Source organism: Pseudomonas sp. TUM25319, assembly GCF_056388475.1.
The window spans coordinates 3889785-3909305 of the sequence record NZ_CM150751.1 but is presented as its reverse complement, the minus strand read 5'-3'; the positions used below and the strand labels follow the sequence as shown (position 1 = coordinate 3909305).

The window sequence follows — 19521 nt, the reverse complement described above, 5'->3', positions numbered from 1 at the left end:
GTCCCGATGAGCCGCCGTGCCCGGCCGGCCTGATAGACTGCCGGACTTCGCCCCTCCATTAACCCTTTTCGGGGAGATGCCATGCAGTTCTGGCCTTTGCGCACCCTCCAGCCGGCCAATTGCCTGAACGTCGGCCAGGCCGCCAGCCTGCTGGCGCGGGTTGGCGAGAACCATCGCCGGCAACTGGCTGGCGACCTGCTGCAGTTGATCGGCAACGGCATTCCCCTGGCCCAGTGCACGGTGTTTGCCTACGCGCCGCGCAGCAACCCGCAGGTGTTCACCTTCGCCGACCGTGCCCGCGAAGTGTCGTTGCCGAAGATCTCCCACAGTTATGCCGAGCGCTTTCACGGCCTGGACGGCAATCGCCAGGCAATGATTGCGGGCGGCGAGCGGACCATGGTCCAGCGCCAGCACATCGACGATATCGGCCATGCCGAGTACCGGCGCATTTGCTACGAGCAACCGAAGATCGCCGAGCGCCTGGCGCTGCTGACCCACTGCGACAATGGCCGCTGGCTGTCGGTGAATTTCTACCGGGGGCGCGAGCATGGCTGTTTCAGTGCCCGGGAACTGGACTGTATCGAAGCCTGGGCGCCGCTGCTGACGCAGATCGTGCGTATGCACTACCTGGCCTGGCAGCAGACCCATGAGCTGCCGCTGGTGCTGGCCGAGCGGATGTCGGCGCTGTATCCGGAGCTGACCCGGCGGGATCTGGAGTTGCTGCGGTTGCTGCTGACCGGGATCGACAACGACGAGATCGCTGCCCGCCTGGGGGTTCGGCCTACCAGTGCGGCGACCTACATCAAGCGGCTGTACCGCAAGCTGGGGACGGGCAGTTTGCGGGAGTTGGTGGGGGTGGTGATGCTGGGGAGTGGATCCCGGCACTAGCAGGGTGTTTCCGCGTTTTCGAGATCAGGCGCCGCCCGCGCGCTGCCGGTGTTGCGCTTCGATCCGCGCCACGTCGTCGGCCGACAGGCAGTACGCCTGCTGCTCGTCCTCGCTGCGCACCACCAGCACCATGATGCACGCCAGCAGCGCGGTGCCGGCCAGCCACCAGATATGCCAGACCAGGGCAAAGCCGACGATCAGGCTGAGCAGGCCGAGCAGCAACGCCAGCGCGGTGTTGCGCGGCAGGTGGATATCCTGCAAGTCGCCGTCTTCGGCGGCCTGGCGTCCACGTTCTTTCATGCCCCAGTAGGCATCGAGGCCGTCCACCACAGGCAGCCTGGCAAAGTTGTAGGGCGGTGGTGGAGAAGGCGTGGACCACTCCAGGGTCCGACCATCCCAGGGATCGCCGCTCCGGTCAGGGTTGGCCCCGCGCTGGCGGATGCTCACCACCAGTTGCAGGATCTGGCAGATCACGCCGCAGAGAATGATGCCGACGCCCAGCAATTCGGCCAGCAGAAAAGGCCGCCACTGCGGTTCATCGAAATGGGCGAGACGGCGGGTCATGCCCATGAAACCGAGGGCGTAGGAGGGCATGAAGGCGAAGTAGAAACCGATCAGCCAGCACCAGAACGCGGTGCGGCCCAGGCGGTCGTCGAGGCGAAAGCCGAAGACTTTGGGAAACCAGTAGGTCAGGCCGCACAGATAGCCGAACACCGCGCCGCCGATGATCACGTTATGGAAATGCGCCACCAGAAACAGGCTGTTGTGCAGCAGAAAGTCCGCTCCGGGCACCGCCAGCAGCACGCCGCTCATGCCGCCGATGCTGAAGGTGACGATAAAGCCGAGGGTCCACAGCATGGGCGTCTCGAAACGCACCCTGCCGCGATACATCGTGAACAGCCAGGTAAAGATTTTCACTCCAGTGGGCACGGCGATGATCATGGTCATGATGCCGAAGAAGGCGTTGACGCTGGCCCCGGCGCCCATGGTGAAGAAGTGATGCACCCAGACCACGAACGACAGCAGGGTGATGATCAGCGTCGCCCACACCAGCGAGTGGTAGCCGAACAGCCGCTTGCGGGCGAAGGTGGATACCACGTCGGAAAAGATGCCGAACGCCGGCAGGATCAGGATGTACACCTCCGGGTGTCCCCAGGCCCAGATGAGGTTCACGTACATCATCGGGTTGCCGCCCAGTTCGTTGGTGAACAGGTGCATGTCCAGATAGCGGTCGAGGCTGAGCAGGAACAGCGTGGCGGTGAGAATGGGGAAGGCGGCGAGGATCAGGACTGCCGTGCACAGCACGGTCCAGGTGAATACCGGCATGCGGAACAGGGTCATGCCGGGGGCGCGCATTTTCAGGATGGTGACGAAGAAGTTGATGCCGGTGAGCAAGGTGCCGACCCCGGCGATCTGCAGCGACCAGATGTAGTAATCCACCCCGACCCCGGGGCTGTAGGCGATGCCGGACAACGGCGGATAGGCGACCCAGCCGGTGCGGGCGAACTCGCCGATGCCCAGCGACAGGTTGACCAGCATCGCCCCGGCGACGAACAGCCAGAAGCTCAGGGCATTGACGAAGGGAAACGCGACGTCGCGAGCGCCGATCTGCAGCGGCACCACGATATTCATCAGGCCCACCGCCAGTGGCATGGCCATGAAGAAGATCATGATCACCCCGTGGGCGGTGAAAATCTGGTCGTAATGGTCCGGTGGCAGGTAGCCGGCAGAGCCGCCTGCGGCCATGGCTTGCTGGGTGCGCATCAGGATGGCATCGGCGAAGCCGCGCAGCAGCATCACCAGGGCAACGACGATATACATCACGCCGATACGCTTGTGGTCCAGGGTAGTGAACCATTCCCGCCACAGGTAGCCCCATTTCCGCCTGGCGGTGATGGTCATCAGGCCGGCCAGCGCGATCAGGCCGACCACCGCCAGGGTGGTCATGATGATGCGGTCGTCGAAGGGGATCGCGTCCAGGCTGAGTTTGCCCAACATGCCGGGTTTGCTCCTTGTGGGCAGGGGAGGACTGAGCATTGGAAGCGGCGGGATGGAAAGGGTTGGATCGGGGCGCCGGGAAAAGTGACGGGCGGTTCATGGTGCGGGACTGCGGCAGGGCTGGCGCCCTGTCGTAGGTCGGGAACGAAGCTGGACGCAAAGCGCCGCCCGGGCGGCGCTCGATCTACTGGGCGCCGCAACGCCCAGAGCGGTTTTATCGATATCGTGGATAGTCCGTATACCCCTGCGCCCCACCGGCATACAACCCACGCTCGGCCAGGGCATTGAGCGGTGCCTTGTCGCGAATACGCTCCACCAGGTCCGGATTGGCCAGGAAATACCGGCCAAAGCCCACCAGCGGCACGCGCCGGTCGTTCACCAGCGTTTCGGCCTGCTCAAGGTCCAAGCCCGCCATTGGCGATCAACGCGCCTTCGAAGCTGCCGTCGAGAATCCCCAGGATCCTTTCCAGATCCGGCGCCCCGTACCAGCCATTGACATCGGCGATATGGACGTAGCCCACCCCGCGCTCCTGCAGCATCCGCCCGACGAAGGCATAGGTATCGGCCGCGAAGTCGTCCTGGGCGCTGTTGTAGGTGGTGAAGGGCGACAGCCGCACACCGATGCGCCCGGCGGGTACCACTTCGGCCACGGCCTCGACGATGTCCTGCAAAAAACGCGCACGGTTGGCGATGGAGCCGCCGTATTCATCGGTGCGCTGGTTGACCCGCGCCGACAGGAACTGGTGCGGCAGGTAGCCGTTGGCGGCGTGGATCTCTACGCCGTCGAAGCCGGCGGCGAGAGCGTTGCGGGCTGCCTCGCGGTACTCGGCGATGGTCGCCCGCACCTCGTCCAGGGTCATGGCCCGCGACGGCGTGGCACTGATGCGCACGTAGTTGTCGTTCTGCAGCAACGCCCAGACGTGCAGGCTGTCGACGTCATCGTTGAAGCCGGACGGCGACAGCGGCTCGGCCCAGCCCAGGGTGCCCATGGCACCGATGCGGCCACCATGCCAGAGCTGGGCGACGATGCGCCCGCCGGCTTCGTGGACCCTGCCGGTGACCGCTTTCCAGCCGTCGACCTGGGCCGCGCTGAACAGCCCCGGCGCCCGTTCGAACGGGCACGACATCGGGCTGACGTTGGTCGCTTCGGACACCAGCAGTCCGGCGCTGGCCCGCTGCGCGTAGTACTCGGCCATCAGTGCGGTGGGCACGCCATCGAGCCCGGCGCGGGCACGGGTGAGGGGCGCCATGACCAGGCGGTTGGGCAGATCGAGGTCGCCAAGGCGATAGGGTTCGAGAAGGGATGTCATGAAGGGTGATTCCTTGGTGAAGGTGAGGGCTCAGAACTCGCCGTCCAGCACGGCGTCGAGGCGGTCGATGCGCCAGGTGCCGTCGACCCGCGACAGCTCGGCCAGGTATTCGCCGGTGGTGGCCAGCCGCGGTTGCTCGCCCGGCGGGATCGAGTAGCAGGAGAGCAGGGCCTTGAGCACGGCGCGTTCGCTGGACAGGCTGAGGAACATCGGCGTGGTGATGACGTGGCGACGCCGGTCCGTCTGGCCGTCGCGTACTGCCTGCAGCCCGGCAACGATGGCCGTGCGGCCGGTCCAGGGCCCCCAGCCGCTGCTGGAATTGCTCACCACGCCGCCGGTGCTGGCGTCTTCCGCGAAGGCCGAGCCCATCAGTTGCATGTCGCCGGCGTCGTAGCCCCAGCCGTAGCGGTGCAGCGGCTCCAGTGCCGCCTGCGCCTGGGTCCAGTCGAAATCCTGTGTGTGGGTCATGTCGCGTGCTCCTTGTTCGGAAAAGGGGTCAGAAAGCGCTGTCGAGCACTTCGTCGAGGCGGCTCAGGCGCCAGCGGTCGCCGCTATTCACGGCGGTGAAGCTGTATTCGCCGGTGGTGACCAGGTGCGGTGGCTGGCCGTTGGCGTAGGAAAAGATCGAGACGTAGAGCCGGACTTCGGCACGCTGCTCGTCCAGTTCATCGAAGAGGTAGCTGTCCACCACATGGCGGCGGCGGTCGGGCTGGGAATTGCGGATCGCGCTCAGCGCCTCGACGATGCTGGCCTTGCCGCTCCACGGGCCCCAGGCCACCTCGGCGCCGGCGACGAAGCCGCCGCTGCTGGCGTCTTCGGTAAAGACGCTGCCCAGCAGCGGCATGTCGTTGCTGTCGTAGCCCCAGCAGTATTCGTGGAGCCGTTGCAGGATCTGGTGGCGGGCGGCCTGGCGTTGCTGTTCGGTGTTCATCGGCGGGTACTCCTTCTCAGTGGCCGCGTTCGTAGGGCCCGGTCGCGCGGGCGTAGGCGGGGATCGCCAGGGGCGGCTCGACGCCGGCCGTGCGGGCGACGTTCAGCAGCCAGAACGGATTGCGCAGCAGTTCGCGACCGATGTAGACCAGGTCGGCGGACTCGGAGAACAGGATGGATTCGACCAGTTCGCTGGAGGTGATCGAGCCGTTGCAGCCCACCGGAATACCGACCTGCTGGCGGATATGCGCGGCGTAGGGCACCTGGTAGCCGGGCACGATCTGGCCGTTGAAGGTCGGCGCCAGGCCGCCGGCGGAGATGCCCAGCAGGTCAACGCCCAGGGCCTTCAGCGACTGGGCGAGGCGGGTGGTCACTTCAAGATGGTTGCCGCCATCGCCGGCCTTGTCTTCGGCAGACAGGCGCACGATCAGCGGCCGGTCCTGGGGCCACACGTCACGCACGGCGGCGACGATCTCCAACAGCAGGCGGTTGCGGTTTTCCTCGCAGCCGCCGTAGCGGTCCTCGCGACGGTTGCTCAGCGGCGACAGGAACTCGTGGATCAGGTAGCCGTGGGCCGCGTGGATCTCCAGGCAGTCGAAGCCGGTGTCGATGGCGCGGCGGGCGGCGTCGGCGAAGGCCTGGACGATGGCCTCGATCTGCGCGATCTCCAGTTCCAGCGGGGTGCGGTGCTGCTCGCTGTGGGCAATGGCCGAGGGCGCGAAGATGTCGCCCTCGACCATCGACTTGCGTCCGGCATGGGCCAGTTGCAGGGTGCACTTGGCGCCGCAGGTGTGGATCAGTTGCGCCAGGCGCGCCAGGCCTTCGATCTGGCTGTCGTCCCACAGGCCCAGGTCGGTGTGGCTGATGCGTCCGCGAGGTTGCACCGCCACCACTTCCGAGGTGATCAGGCCGACACCGCCCAGGGCGCGGGCGGCGTAGTGGGCCAGGTGCAGGTCGTTGACCTGGCCGTCGTCCTGGCCGGTGTACATCAGCATCGGCGCCATGACGATGCGGTTTTTCAGGGTTACGCCGCGCAAGGTCAGCGGCTGGAAGATCGTGCTCATGGTGGTCCTCTAGGCGGTCGCCCGGCGCGGCTCGCTTGCGGCTTCAGTGCGAATGAAGTCTGCCGCGCGCTCGGCGATCATGATGGTGGGCGCGGCGGTGTTGCCGCGGACGATGGTGGGCATGACCGAGGCATCGGCCACCCGCAGGCCCTGTACGCCCCGCACGCGCAACTGCGGATCGACCACGGCGTCGGGGCCGATGCCCATGGCGCAGGTGCCGGCGGGGTGCAGCGCGGTGCCGGCACGGGCGCGGACATAGGCTTGCAGCTCGGCATCGCTGTCGCCGACACCGGGGCCGGGCAGTGACTCGGCCTTGAGCAGCCGGGCCAGGGCCGGGGCGGCCATGACCTTGCGCGCCAGGCGGATGCCCGCGACCAGGTTGTCGACCTCTTGCTGCGCGCCGAGGTAATTGCCATGCACCATTGGCAGGGCGTCGGGGTCGGCGCTGCGCAGCCGTACTTCGCCGCGGGAATGGCAGGTGTTGCACAGCGGCGCCAGGGAGAAACGGTGCACTTGCGGGATCGGGTCGCCCCAGCCGCAGGACGAGGCCGCCAGTGCATTGAGCTGGATTTCCGAGCGGCCATCGCCATCGGTATCGAAGAACGCGCCGCACTCGACGATGTTCGAGGTCAGTACGCCGCTGCGGAACAGCATCCATTGCAGACCGTTGGACACCGCCCGCCAGCCGCGGTCCTGGCCCATGAGGCTGATGGGCTCCTTGAGGTCGGCATCCACCGGCACCAGGACGTGGTCCTGGTAGTTCTGGCCGACGCCGGGCAGGTCCACCAGCGGCTCGATACCGTGCTCACGCAGGTGATCCGCCGGGCCGATGCCGGAGAGCATCAGCAGCTTGGGCGACATGAAGGCGCCGGCCGAGAGCACGATTTCCGCGCTCGCCATCACCTCCTGGACCTGGCCTTCGCGGCGCATCCGTACGCCGCTGGCGCGGGTACCGTCGAAGAGGATCTTCAGCACGCTGCTGTCGGTCCACACGGTGAGGTTGCGGCGCTGCTGTGCTTTCTCGATGTAGGCGATGTAGCTGCTGCTGCGTTCGCCGCGGTAGCTCATGGTCTGGTAGAAGCCGACGCCGGCCTGCTTTTCGCCATTGAAATCGTGGTTGAACGCCGCCGGCAGGCCGGGCGCGCCCGAGGCCTGCTGCGCGGCGACGATGAAGGCGTCGCTCAGCGGGTGGCGATGAACGCCGTCGGAGACCCGCAGCGGGCCGTCGGTGCCGTGGTATTTGCCGGCCAGGCGGCTGTTGCATTCGGCGCGCTTGAAGAACGGCAGTACCTCGTCGTAGCGCCAGCCGGCGCAGCCCGCGGCGGCCCAACCGTCGTAGTCCTCGGCCTGGCCACGGCTGTAGCACATGGCGTTGACCGCCGTGCCGCCACCCAGGGTGCGCCCCTGCAGCAGCGGCATCTGCCGGCCGTTGGCGCCGGGCGTCGGCTCGCTCTTGAACAGGAAGGTGCGTGAGGTACCGTGAATCTTGAAATAGCCGCCGGCCATCCTGATCAGCGGATGACGGGCGTGAGGCCCGGCTTCCAGCAGCAGGACGCGGTTGGCGGGATCCTCGCTGAGGCGGGCGGCCACCACGCAGCCAGCGGCGCCGCCGCCGATCACGATGTAGTCGAAGGTGTTGCGGCCATCAGGGCCCGGGGCAGTTTGCATATCGAACGCCTTGTTGTTTTTGTCTTTGGGAGAAGGCTACGAAGGGCGGCTCGTGGACGCTTGGTTGCCCGCGCCAGACGTTGGGTCGGGCACGCCAATCCGCTGGACGAGGGGCTGTTGACGAATGAAATACACAACAATTAACTTGTTAACAAAATAACGACAGATCACTGATCGCGAGGCCCGCCCGCCATGTTCAATGCCTTCAACACCGGCTCGATAGACCAGCGCAAGCGCCTTGCCTACTGGACCGAAGCCATCTGCGAGACCTTCCTCACCGTCGATTGCCGGCAGCAGAGCGACCGCCCGTTCCATGGCGAAATGAAGGGCTGCCAATTGGGCAGCCTGGACCTGATCGACGTGGTGTCGCCGGCCATGGAGTACTACCGCGGACCGGCCCAGCTCAAGGGGCGGACCGAGGAGCATTTCCAGCTGGTGCTGCAGGTCACCGGTACTGGCGTGCTGGAGCAGTACGATCGCCAGGCCATCCTGCTGCCCGGCGATGTCGCCCTGTACAGCGCCTCGGCACCGTCGAGCATCGCCTACCCGGCGGGCTCGCGGACCATCGCCGTGAAGGTCCCCCGGGACAGCGTGATCAGCCGCCTGCAGGGGCGCGAACAGGCCCTGGCGCTGTCGCTCAAGGCGGCTTCGCCGTTTGGCGCGATGGTCGGCGGGATGATTCGCGAATCGCTGGGCTGGGGCATGGGGCAGGGCGGTCGCGACGAGCCACGGCTGTCCAGCGGCATGCTCGACATCATGTGCTTCGCCTTCGAGAATGCCGCCGGCTTCAGCGTCAGCGGCGCACGCAAGAACCCGCTGGAGCAGATCAAGCGCTACATCGGCGAGCACCTCGACGACCCGGAACTGCATCTGGACGACGTTGCCAGCAGGCACAACGTGTCGTTGCGCACCCTGCACCGGCTGTTCGCCGCCGAGGGCACCAGCGCCAACCGGTGGCTGTGGCAGCAGCGCCTGGAAGCCAGCTACAAGGCGCTGACCGAACGCAAGGTCCGCCAGGTCAGCGAGGCCGCGCTCAGTTGCGGGTTCAACGACCTGTCCCATTTCAGCAAGGCATTCAAGAAAGCCTACGGCGTCACGCCCAACCAGCTCCTGCGCGACAACGCCCGCTGAGCGCTGCGCGACTGGCGCCAGCAACCAATACCTTGGCGCGGCCACCCAAGCCGCGCCGGCCCGCCGCCCCCTAGCATGTCGTCATCCGCTACCTACAAGTACAACAGCGATACGGTGATGATATGAGTACCCAGACGTACGACTACATAGTCGTCGGTGGAGGCGCAGGCGGCTGTGTGGTGGCCGCGCGCCTCAGTGAAGATCCCCGCAACAAGGTCCTGCTGGTCGAGGAAGGGCCTGGCGACAACAGCCTGTTCATCCGCATGAACGGCGGCTACTTCCGCATGATGGGCACGCCGCGCACCAGCACCTACCACGCCGAACCCTCGGCCCATGTCAGCGGCCGGCCGATCCAGATCATGCAGGCGCGCACCCTCGGCGGCGGCCACTCCATCAATGCCATGCTGTACATCCGTGGCCAGCGCGAGGACTACGACGGCTGGGCCGCGTCCGGCTGTGACGGCTGGTCGTTCGACGAGGTGCTGCCGTTCTTCCGCAAGGCCGAGAACAACCAGCGCCTGGGTGGCCGGCTGCACGGTAACGACGGGCCTTTGGTGGTCTCGGACAACCGCCACCGCCACGTCCTCAGCGAAGCCTTCGTCAAGGCCGCCCAGGAAACCCTGGACGAGCAGGGCAGGCCGTTTACCTACAACGACGATTTCAACGGCGAGCGCCAGGAAGGTTTCGGCTACTACCAGATCACCAGCCAGAAAGGCGAACGCGGCAGCTCGGCGCGCACCTACCTGCGCGCCGCCAGATCGCGGTCCAACCTCACCGTATGCACCGACACCCGGGTGTCGCGGGTGCTGATCGAAAACCTGCGGGCCACCGGGATCGTCGCCGAGCGCAACGGCCAGCAGACCACCCTGCAGGCGACCCGGGAAGTGATTCTCTGCGCCGGCAGCCTGATCACCCCCAAGTTGCTGATGCTCTCGGGCATCGGCCCGGCCGAGCACCTGCGCGAGCACGGCATCGAGACGCTGGTGGACCTGCCAGGCGTCGGCGAGAACTTCCAGGACCACCTGGTGGTGCCGGTGGACGGCAAGCTGAAGGACCCCATCAGCCTGCTCGGCCAGGACCGTGGCCTCAATGCGCTGCGCCACGGCCTGGAATGGAGCCTGTTCCGCAGCGGCATTCTCAGCTCCTGCCTGGTGGAGACCGGCGGCTTCATGGACCTGGACGGCGATGGCCGCCCGGAGATCCAGATCCACACCCTGGCCATGGCCTCCACCGCCTGGGGCAAGCTGGCCGATGGCGAGCCCAGCCACGGCTACTCGGTGGCGCCGTGCTGCCTGACCAGCCATTCCCGCGGGCAGATCCGCCTGCGCAGTGGCGACCCCAAAGATCCGCCACTGATCAACGCCAACTTCCTAAGCGATCCCCGTGACCTGCAGAACCTGGTCAACGGCGTACGCATGGCGCGGCGCTTCCTCAAGGCACCGTCGCTGGCGGGCTTCATGGACGGCGAGCTGATGCCCGGTGCCGACGTCGGCGACGACCAGGCGGCGCTTGAGCAGTACGTCCGCGCCCATGCGCAGAACGCCTTCCATCCTGCCGGCACCTGCGCCATGGGCAGCGGGCCTGAGGCGGTGGTCGATCCGCAATTGCGGGTGCGCGGCGTCCAGGGGCTGCGGGTCGCGGATGCCTCGGTGATGCCGACCATCATCCGCGGCAACACCACGGCGCCGACCATCATGATCGCCGAACGCGCCGCCACCTTCATTGCGGGCAACGACGACAGCGCCGTCTTGCGCCACCGCGAACAACTCGCGACCGCCTAGCCGGTCACGCTTCGCGCCCTGGCCAGGGATCACGGCCAGGGCCACCGGCTGCACGGAGGGCGCCGCCCACCAGAACCCGAGGACCGCAACCACCACCCGTCCACGCCTTGCCAACCCGCTTCGAACCAGACCAACAAAAACGATAGTCGCCGAACGTGTTTCGGTGAAGGAGCACGCCATCATGCACAGCAATCCACCGGGGCTTCCTCGTCATCTGCAAGGCATCCCCGTTACCCAGATCTTCATCGCTGCATTCATCACCCAGTTCTGCATGGGTTTCGAGGTGCTGCTGCGGCTCAATGCCGCCAGCGCCATCAAGCACGATTTCTTCGACGCCACCAATCCACTGACCTCCGGCGCCATGATCGGCGAGGTACTGGGGGTGCTGTTCCTCGGTTTTGCGATCGCCAACTTCGTCATGGCGCCGCTGGTGGATGCCATCGGCCTGCGCCGTACTCATGTGCTCAGCGTGCTGCTGTACCTGGCCGGCACCTTGACCCTGGTCTCGGCCACGCCGGAATCGGCCTGGGCCTGGCAACTCTTGTGGGGCGGCTCGCTGCTGCAGGGGCTGGCCTGGGGTTCCATCGAGGCGGCGCTGAACCCGCTGGTGGTGACGATTTACCCCACCCGCAAGGTGCTCAAGCTCAACCTGTTCCACGCCGCCTTCGCCCTGGGCATGCTGATCGCAGCGCCGGCCTGCGTGTTGGTGGAGAAGCTGGCGCTGGGCTGGAAGCTGCAACTGGGCCTGGTGTTCATCCCGGCAGTGATCGCCCTGGCGCTGATTTCCCGGGTCAAGTACCCGCCCAGCGAGCGGGTCGCCAATGGCGTGTCGTTTGCCGGCATGTTCCGCCACACCCTGACCCGGCCGGCGTTCTACCTGTTCCTGTGTGCGATGTTCCTCACCTCGGCCTCGGAACTGGTGCCCAGTAGCTGGATCGACCTGACGCTGACCCGCATCGTCGGCATCCAGGGTTTCTGGCTGGTGGCCTTCATCTACACCGTGCAGATCGTGGTACGCCTGTTCACCGGGGTGATGTACCGCCATCTCGGCTCCAGCGGCATCCTGTTCTTCGGCTGCCTGTTCGCCTTCGTCGGCCTGGCATTGCTCAGCCAGGCGTCGAGCCCGGCCACCGGGCTGTTCGCCGCGCTGCTGTTCGGCATGGGCACCAGCGTGCTGTGGCCGACCATGCTCGCCGGGACGTCCGAGCGCTTCCCCGAAGGCGGCTCGCTGGCCATCGGCATCACCGCGTCGGCCGGGATGCTCTCCACCTACGTGCTGATGCCCACCTTCGGCAAGCTGTTCGACCAGGCCAAGATCGCCAGCGCTGGCGGCAGCGCCGCCTTCGAGGCGCTCAAGGAAGGGACCCCGGCCCATGACCAGGTGATGGTCGATGCCGCTGGCTCGATCTTTCAGACTGCGTCGTTCCTGCCGCTGATCGTGGTGGTGTTCTTCGCCGCGGCCTGGCTCTACGACCACCGCCGCAAGCGCAGTGCCGCCGCGCCTGCACGCTTCGTCGCCGGCCAGGCCAAGAGCTGACGCCAACCCCGTTTCCCCCTGACCCCACACCTCGGGTTGGTACTTCGGTGTCAGCCTCGCGGACGGCTTTTCCCCACAAAAACAAAAAGTACGCCAATGACCAAGACACTCATCACGCTCTCCGGCTTCGCCCTGTCGCTGTCCCTCTCAATCTCCGCCCAGGCTGCCGGCGACGCCATGGCCCGGGACTACATCGCCGCGCCGGCCGGGGTCGACCTTGCCGTGGGTTACTACACCCACAAACAGGCCAACACCTACGTAGCGGACGGCAAGGACATCGGCGCGGACTTCTCGTCCGACCTGCTGATCGCCCGTTACGTCCATTTCATGGAAGTCGGCGGGATGATCATCGATCCGCAGATCATCCTGCCCATGGGCCAGTTGAACGTGAACATCCCCGGCGCCGTGGACGACCGTCGCAGCAGCATGGGCGACATGATCCTGCTCAGCTCGTTCTGGTTCGTGAACGACCCGGCGAACAAGACCTGGGTCGCCTTCACCCCCTACGTCACCGTGCCCACCGGCAACTACAACGACGAGCGTCCCGGCACCAGCCTGGGTAGCAACCGCTGGAGCTACACCGCCGAGTTCGGCATGACCAAGGGCTTCGGCGAAAACACCACGGTGGACCTGATCGCCGCCGTGGACTTCTTCGGTCGCAACGACGACTACCTTGGCCAGACCCAGAAAAAGGACAAGGTCTGGAGCGCCCAGGCCATCTACGCCTACAACCTGACCCCGACGATCTGGGCCTCGGCCAAGTACACCTGGGCCAGTGGCGGCGAGACGGAACTGGGCGGGGTGAACCAGGACGACCGCTCGAAGGTGCAGACCGTCGCGTTCGGCCTGGCCAAGCAGTTGACCCGCCAGGACAACGTGCAGGTCGAATACATCCAGGACCTCAAGGTCGATAACGCCTTCGAGACCCGTGGCGCCCGGGTGCGCTTCGTCCACGCATTCTGATTGTTCGTGATGCCCCCGCCCGCCGGGGGCTTTTTCTTGCAGCACCTACAGAGGAATTCACCGCCATGTTCACCGTAGCCTTTGCCTTCCGCCGCAAGCCTGGCCTCAGCCGGGATGAGTTCGAGGTGCTCTATGAGGCGCATCGTCAGGTCATGGTCCGGGAAGCCCGGGGGCTGGTCAGCTATGTGCAGCACAAGACCTTGGCCACCGACAACGTTGGCGGCATCCCTTGCGACAGCGGGTTCGATGCGTTGTCGGTCTACACCTACCGCAGCGAGGCGGATGCGGTGTATACCACCCGGCTGGCGGCGGTGGCTGCCGACAGCGAGCGGTTCATCGACTTCTCCAGCATGGTGACACTGGCGCTCAGCACCCACGTTGTGTGCCCGGATTGATTGTGGGAGTGGATTCACCGGAACGCCGGACCGCCGCGATCGGCGGCGAAGCCGTCGTAAACCCTGAGCACCGGGTCTGCCAGGTGCATCGCGGACTCAGGTTTTATGGCCGCTCTGCGGCCAATCGCGGCTGAAGCCGCTCCCACAAGGTGGAGGGCAGGTTTTCGGGCTATTGGAACTCAGGGCAGCAGCAGAATGCTTCCTGTTGCCTCGCGGGAGGCCAGGCGCGCATGGGCGGCTTCGTAGTCGGCCAGGGTATAGCGGCTATCGATCAGTGGACGCAACTGGCCCTGGTCGATGAAGCCGCGCAGAGCGGTGAAGGTCGCGGCCACGTCCTCGTCCGTTTCCAGCCAGGCGTCGTAGCCGAGGATGCGTTTTTCTTCCACCACCAGGTCGGCGACGTCGAAACTGGCGGTCTGGCCGCCGACGAAACCGATCGAAACCACGGCACCACGGGTGCGCAGCGCACCGACCAACTGCCCGAGCAGCTCGCCGCCCACCGGGTCGAACGCCAGGTCGGCGCCACGGCCGTCGGTGGCCGCCAGTACCGCTTGCCTGAGGTCCTGGCTGGAGAGGTCGATCACCGTCGCGGCGCCCGAACGCTCGGCACAAGGCACTTTCCGCGCTGTGGAAACGAGGCCGACCGGGATGGCTCCCAGCGCCCTGGCGATCTGGATCAGGGCATGGCCGAGCGCCCCGGAGGCTCCTGAAATCAGCACGGTCTGGCCGGCGCGGACCTGACCGACCCGGCTCAACGCCTGATACGCGGTGACGTAGTTGATGGGCAGTGCCGCGCCTTCGTCGAGGTCGAAGCTGTCCGGCAGTTCGATCAGGCGTTTGTCTTCCACCACCACCCACTGCTGTTGCAGGCCGTCCTCGCTGATGCCCAGTTGTGCGCCGCCGTAAAGGGCGACCCGGGTGCCGCGAGGGAAGCGGGCGCTGTCTTCGACCACACCCGAGCCGTCATTGCTGAGCACCCTCGGTGCCTGGGCCGCCGGGACCCGACCCGAGCGCACCAGAGAGGACAAGGGGTTGACGGTGGCGGCGTGGACTTTCACCAGGCTGTGGCCGGGCTTGATCTGTGGCATGGGACGTTCTTCGAGGGTCATTTGCGCAGGCGCGCCGAAGCGCGTGGCTACCAGTGCTTTCATGGTTCACATCCAGTCAGGGACAAACAGGACAGCGCCCCCGGAACAATCCGGGGGCGCTGTAGGAGAGGTCGGTTAAGGTCGCGACTCAGCGCCGCGCATCACCCAGCAGCGGCAGGCGTGCCAGCATGTTCTTCATGGCCAGGGCGTCCCACGGCAGGTGCTCGGCCACGCCGATGCCCACCACGTCCACCACCTCGGCAACATCGGCCAGCAGGCGGATCACCTGTTCCATGCGCATCTTGCCCTGGGCGATGCCGTCGAATGTGTCGGCGGGAATGTCCGGCTGGGCGAACAGCAGCGAGCGGAACAGGCCAGGATCGAGCACGTCCAGGTCGAGGTGGATCGCCAGGTGCCGGGCGCCGGTCTCGCGCAGCCACTGCAGCACCGGTTCGCTGCTGTCGGCCAGTTCGGCGGGGCCGGCGCTGCGCAGGGACAGGCGCTGCAGGGTGGCGGTTTCCACGTCGAGGGTCTTCTGCAGGCCGGCGTACATCACGTTGGCCGGCTTCAGCGGCACTGGCACGGTGTCGGCGAAATCGCGATCACCTTCACCCAGCAGGTTGCCCAGCACCATGGCGTGGGCGTGCTGGAAGTCTTTCGGGGTGATCACGTCGGGGTGGGCATCGACCCACAGCACCGCCAGGTCACCGCCATAGCGCTCGTTGAGGTAGGCGAGCGGCGCCAGGTCCACCAGGCAGTCTCCGCCCAGCACCACGAGGCGCTCGGGCTGGTGCTTGTCGATCAACTGGCGGGCGTGCTCCAACTGTCGGAGCAAGGCGGCACGGGCAATGATGCCGTCCTCCAGTGGTAGCGGCTGGCCGTCGGGTTCGCTCACGGGCACCTGCTCCACCGGGCCGCTGGCCTCGGGAGCCAGCCACGCCAGCAGTTGCGCGCCGAAGAAGTAGGGCGGGTTGTTGCCGCCTTGCCATTGCGGGAATAGCAGGCGGAGGGTTTTATCGGTGTTGTGGGTCATCAGGTCACCATCGGTTGGAGAAAACGGAAACCACCGTCAGGCGGTATTCGCCAGTACCGCCTTGCGCGGCTCGCGGGCTTCAGCGGCAATGATTGAAAGGGTCACGAGCACCAAGGCCAGGCAGTCGGTGAGGTGCAACTGCTCGCCGTAGAACAGGATGGAAAAAAAGCTGGCGGCGATCGGCACCACGGCAATGGCCATGCCGGTGGCGCTGGCGGGAATCAGCGGCACCCCCTTGAAATACAGCAGGTAGGGCACGGCCCAGACCAGCGCGCCGTAATACACCATCACCCCGATATTGACCGTGCCGAGCTGTCGCCAGTCGAAGGCCAGCCCTTGGTCGACCGCCATCGGCAGGGTGAGCAAGGTGCCGGCCAGGCACACGCCGGCGGCGAGGGTCGCTGGCGGCAGGTCAACGTCGATCTTCTTCGCGGCGATGACCGCAGCGGCGGTGGACAGCGTCGACAGCAACAGAAACACCAGCCCGGCCAGGGAGGTCTCGCCGCCGCCCTCGGCACCAGGCAGCGTCAGCACCAGGACACCGGCAATGGCCAGGGCGATCGCCCCCAGCTTTCTCAAGCTCAGCCGCTCCTTGAGCAACAGCGAGGCGAGGGATAGCACTGCAGCGGGCGCCAGACTGCTGAACACCGAGGCAACGATGGCAGTGGCGGAGGCGAAGCCATAGAGCAGGAACACGGTGTACAGCACCGCGCCCAGCAGAGCCTGGATGCCGATCGCGACCCAGGCCCGCAGGCCGAGGCGGTGCAGGGCGAGCCGGTCACCAAAGTGCACGAACGGCATGAGCAAAGCGAAAGCGATGGCAAAGGTGATGCTGGTGAACAGCCAGATGGGAATCTGGTTCATGGCGTCCTTGGCGATGGGATAGCTGATGCCGATGAGGAAATAGCAAAGCAATACATAGACGTAGCCTCGGTTCATGGTTGACCTCGGTTGTTGGTGTTATGGCAGCTACGAAAAGAATCAGAGACCGCTGCGGCAGGCGGCGATTGTTATTGGGGGCACAGTCACGGGCACGCACAGCCATGCTGCGCGCTCAGGAATGCAGGTGCTTTGCCTGGCAGGCCAAGAGGTGTGCTGGAATCGCCAGTCGCGTCAGGGCTGGCGCAGCAGTTGTTGCGGGGAGAGGCCGTAGGCTTGTTTGAAGGCTTTGCTGAAATGCGAGAGGTTGGTGAAGCCGTAGCTCAGGGCCGCCACGCTGACCTGCTGGAAGCGTCCTGCCAGCAGGGCGTCATGGCAGGCCGCCAGGCGCTGCTGCCAGAGCCAGCGCATGACGCTGGAGCCTTCGCCGGCGAACAGCCGGCTCAGGCTGCGACTGGACAGGTGGGTGGCGGCGGCGATCTGCTCGATGCTCAGGTCGCTGCGCTCAAGGTTCGCCAGGAGGTAGCGCTTGACCCGCTCCAGTTGCTGTTCCCAACGTTGCTCACTGGCCGGCGCCTTGCCGCCGAACGCAGCTTCGAAGGCGCTGGACAATACGTCGAGAAAGGCACCGTTGAGCCGTTCGCTGATGGCGTCCGACACCGCGCGCGCCTGCCAGGCTTCCATCAGCATGGTCCGGGCAAAGCCGCCGAGGGGCGAGGTGCTTTCCAGGGTGCGGTTGAGAAAACGCTCGGCATCGGGGAGGTGCCGTTGCAGCAACGCCCGTGGCACGCCCAGCACGATCTGGTCGTCGCCGGTGGGGAAGGAGCAGGTGAAGGGGCGGGCGCTGTCGTAGAGGATGATGTCGCCCGGGCGCTGGCGCGACAGCGTGCCGGCCTGCTCGACCCAGGCTTCGTTGCACAGGGTCAGGGAGATGAAGAACTGGTCGACGTCATCGTCCTGGCGGGCACGGACATATTCCACGGGCGCCGAGCGGATATGGGAGAACGACACACCGCCCTTGGCTGCGGCCGTCAGCGAGCCGTCGAAACGGTCGTTGCTCAACTGGCGGTTGGCGGTGGGCACGAAATGGGAACAGACGACATCCTGCCAGTAATCGAAACGCTCCCGGGTTCCGAGGCCTTGGGTGGGGAAGAGGATGTTCATGGGGCTTCTCGGTGCGCACGAGGGGGATACGCCGATCAAGATAACAGGTCTGCAGGGTGAGGGTGTCATCACCGGTCAGTTCCTACGGATGCCGAAGGTGCGGCAGATCGCCCGGTCGATCAACATCGCGCAGCACCCCGACATCCGCTACCGCAATCCGCACGCAGCGATCCGGGTGATCCAGAATCACCTGGCGCCCGCCCTGGTCGCCGCCGACCGCGATCAACGCCGGCCAGAACGCCCGCCCGAACAGCACCGGGTGACCCCGTTGCCCCTCATGCACCGGCACCACGATCTGCCCGGTCAAGGCATTGGCACTCAGGTGGCGCAGGGTTTCGGCAGCGACCCACGGCATATCGCCCAGCAGTACCGCCACGGCCTCGGCTTTACTGTCTGCCAGCCCGCCAATGCCCGCCGCAAGGCTGCTGCCCATGCCGTCGCCAGCGCTTTCAGCCCGTACGATACGCACCTGCGGAGGGATACCCAAAGCCTGCGGATCATCCCCGACGCGCAGCACCACATAAACCTCGTCGAACACCTCCAGCACCCGCGCAAGCGTCGCCGCCAGCAACGTCTGCCCGGACGATAGGCGGGCCAGCCGCTTGTCGCTGCCGAACCGGCTGCCTTGCCCTGCCGCCAGCACCAGGGCGGTACAGCGGTTCATGCCGCTGGTGCCCGTTGCTCCAGGGCACGCTTGGCCCGGGACACCTTGAGCGCACCTGGCAGTGCAACGCCGTTCTTGGCGGCAAGCAACTCGGCCATGACGCTGACGGCGATTTCCGCCGGGGTCTTGCTGCCGATGTAGATGCCGATGGGGCCGTGCAGGCGCTGCAATGACGCTTCGGTTTCGCCGAAATGTTCCATGAGCCGTTCGCGGCGCAACTGGCTGTTGCGCCGCGAACCGATGGCGCCGACGTAGAACGCCGGGCTGTGCAGGGCTTCGAGCAGGGCCAGGTCATCGAGCCTGGGGTCATGGCTGAGGGCGACGATGGCCGTGCGCGGGTCGGCATGGAATTCGCGGACCACGTCGTCGGGCATGCCGCGGACCTTGTCCACGCCGTCGACGCTCCAGCCGCCGATGTACTCCGGACGCGGATCGCAGACGGTGACCTTGAAACCGTTGAACAGGGCCATGGTCGCCACGTATTCGGCGAGGGCGCCGGCGCCGATCAGCAGCAGACGGTAGCCGGGGCCGAGGGTATTGAGCATGTGCCCGCCGCCGAAGCCGAACGGCTGCGCCCGATGCGTTGGCGTCAGGCTGACCGCGCCAGTGCTCAGGTCGAGATCGCGGCGCACCAGGCTGCCGCCGTCGAGCAAGTCGAGCAATCGCACCAGCGCCGCCGCGCAGGGGTCGAATTCCAGGATCAGTTCCAGGGTACCGCCGCACGGCAGGCCGAAACGATGGGCCTCGTCGGCGCTGACGCCATAGCGCACCACTTCGGGCGGTCCAGGCTGCATCCCGGCGCCACCATGGGCGCAGGTGTAGCGGTGGATCAGATCGTCCTCGATGCAACCCCCTGACACGCTACCCACCACCCGGCCATCGCCGCGCAGGGCCATCATCGAGCCCACCGGGCGTGGCGACGAGCCCCAGGTGCGGGCCACGGTGGCCAGCAGGGCCGGTTCGCCGGCCTGACGCCAGTCGCGCAAGGTGCGCAGGACCAGCAGATCGATGCTTTCCATGAATGACCT

Annotated in this window: 19 protein-coding genes; 6 read left to right on the top strand and 13 right to left on the bottom strand. The window is 66.3% G+C overall.

Annotation, left to right across the window (positions count from 1 at the left end; genetic code table 11):
- Window positions 1-81: 81 nt before the first annotated feature.
- Window positions 82-888: a LuxR C-terminal-related transcriptional regulator gene (locus AC05QJ_RS18155; RefSeq protein WP_476742675.1), complete on the top strand. Its 807-nt coding sequence runs from the start codon at window positions 82-84 to the stop codon at window positions 886-888.
- A gap of 24 nt (window positions 889-912) precedes the next feature.
- Here the strand turns inward: AC05QJ_RS18155 and cyoB are convergent, their stop codons facing one another.
- The 7 genes from cyoB to AC05QJ_RS18120 all read right to left on the bottom strand — a co-directional run bounded on the left by cyoB (window position 913) and on the right by AC05QJ_RS18120 (window position 7858).
- Window positions 913-2886, bottom strand: a complete 1974-nt coding sequence (cyoB, locus tag AC05QJ_RS18150; RefSeq protein WP_476742674.1) for a cytochrome o ubiquinol oxidase subunit I — start codon at window positions 2884-2886, stop codon at window positions 913-915.
- A gap of 214 nt (window positions 2887-3100) precedes the next feature.
- Window positions 3101-3301, bottom strand: coding sequence for a hypothetical protein (locus AC05QJ_RS18145; RefSeq protein WP_476742673.1), 201 nt, complete (start codon window positions 3299-3301; stop codon window positions 3101-3103).
- Window positions 3282-4196, bottom strand: coding sequence for an alkene reductase (locus tag AC05QJ_RS18140; protein ID WP_476742672.1), 915 nt, complete (start codon window positions 4194-4196; stop codon window positions 3282-3284). The genes AC05QJ_RS18145 and AC05QJ_RS18140 overlap by 20 nt, the downstream gene beginning before the upstream one ends.
- Before the next feature lie 30 nt (window positions 4197-4226).
- A complete protein-coding gene (locus AC05QJ_RS18135; RefSeq protein ID WP_476742671.1) occupies window positions 4227-4664 on the bottom strand; it encodes a nuclear transport factor 2 family protein in 438 nt (145 codons plus the stop codon).
- Between the two features lie 28 nt (window positions 4665-4692).
- On the bottom strand, window positions 4693-5127 hold the full coding sequence (locus AC05QJ_RS18130) for a nuclear transport factor 2 family protein (protein WP_476742670.1): 435 nt from the start codon (window positions 5125-5127) through the stop codon (window positions 4693-4695).
- 16 nt (window positions 5128-5143) lie between these two features.
- Window positions 5144-6190 carry an NADH:flavin oxidoreductase/NADH oxidase gene (locus AC05QJ_RS18125; protein WP_476742669.1) on the bottom strand — a complete coding sequence of 349 codons (1047 nt, stop codon included), beginning with the start codon at window positions 6188-6190 and terminating at the stop codon, window positions 5144-5146.
- A 9-nt stretch (window positions 6191-6199) separates the two neighbouring features.
- Complete coding sequence (locus AC05QJ_RS18120) at window positions 6200-7858, bottom strand: GMC family oxidoreductase (protein WP_476742668.1); 1659 nt, start codon at window positions 7856-7858, stop codon at window positions 6200-6202.
- Window positions 7859-8050: 192 nt separating this feature from the next.
- Here AC05QJ_RS18120 and AC05QJ_RS18115 point away from each other — a divergent pair, with 192 nt between their 5' ends.
- From AC05QJ_RS18115 to AC05QJ_RS18095, 5 genes are all read left to right on the top strand, one after another.
- Window positions 8051-8989, top strand: coding sequence for a helix-turn-helix domain-containing protein (locus tag AC05QJ_RS18115; RefSeq protein ID WP_476742667.1), 939 nt, complete (start codon window positions 8051-8053; stop codon window positions 8987-8989).
- Window positions 8990-9111: 122 nt separating this feature from the next.
- On the top strand, window positions 9112-10770 hold the full coding sequence (locus tag AC05QJ_RS18110) for a GMC family oxidoreductase (protein ID WP_476742666.1): 1659 nt from the start codon (window positions 9112-9114) through the stop codon (window positions 10768-10770).
- Window positions 10771-10951: 181 nt separating this feature from the next.
- Window positions 10952-12307, top strand: coding sequence for an MFS transporter (locus AC05QJ_RS18105; RefSeq protein ID WP_476742665.1), 1356 nt, complete (start codon window positions 10952-10954; stop codon window positions 12305-12307).
- Window positions 12308-12403: 96 nt separating this feature from the next.
- Window positions 12404-13270: a transporter gene (locus tag AC05QJ_RS18100; RefSeq protein WP_476742664.1), complete on the top strand. Its 867-nt coding sequence runs from the start codon at window positions 12404-12406 to the stop codon at window positions 13268-13270.
- Between the two features lie 65 nt (window positions 13271-13335).
- On the top strand, window positions 13336-13665 hold the full coding sequence (locus AC05QJ_RS18095; protein WP_476742663.1) for an EthD domain-containing protein: 330 nt from the start codon (window positions 13336-13338) through the stop codon (window positions 13663-13665).
- Window positions 13666-13844: 179 nt separating this feature from the next.
- On the opposite strand, the gene AC05QJ_RS18090 is transcribed toward AC05QJ_RS18095, so the two are convergent.
- From AC05QJ_RS18090 to AC05QJ_RS18065, 6 genes are all read right to left on the bottom strand, one after another.
- Window positions 13845-14816, bottom strand: coding sequence for a quinone oxidoreductase family protein (locus AC05QJ_RS18090; protein ID WP_476742662.1), 972 nt, complete (start codon window positions 14814-14816; stop codon window positions 13845-13847).
- Between the two features lie 85 nt (window positions 14817-14901).
- Window positions 14902-15786: an arginase family protein gene (locus AC05QJ_RS18085; RefSeq protein WP_476742661.1), complete on the bottom strand. Its 885-nt coding sequence runs from the start codon at window positions 15784-15786 to the stop codon at window positions 14902-14904.
- 36 nt (window positions 15787-15822) lie between these two features.
- Window positions 15823-16725 (bottom strand): DMT family transporter, encoded by a 903-nt coding sequence (locus tag AC05QJ_RS18080; RefSeq protein ID WP_476742660.1) that lies wholly within the window; start codon window positions 16723-16725, stop codon window positions 15823-15825.
- Between the two features lie 174 nt (window positions 16726-16899).
- The gene (locus AC05QJ_RS18075) at window positions 16900-17829 is read right to left on the bottom strand and encodes an AraC-like ligand-binding domain-containing protein (RefSeq protein WP_476742659.1); all 930 of its coding nucleotides are present in this window, start codon (window positions 17827-17829) and stop codon (window positions 16900-16902) included.
- Window positions 17830-17911: 82 nt separating this feature from the next.
- Window positions 17912-18493: a nucleotidyltransferase family protein gene (locus tag AC05QJ_RS18070; protein WP_476742658.1), complete on the bottom strand. Its 582-nt coding sequence runs from the start codon at window positions 18491-18493 to the stop codon at window positions 17912-17914.
- A complete protein-coding gene (locus AC05QJ_RS18065) occupies window positions 18490-19512 on the bottom strand; it encodes an XdhC family protein (RefSeq protein WP_476742657.1) in 1023 nt (340 codons plus the stop codon). Before AC05QJ_RS18065 ends, AC05QJ_RS18070 begins: the two co-directional genes overlap by 4 nt.
- Between the last annotated feature and the right edge of the window lie 9 nt (window positions 19513-19521).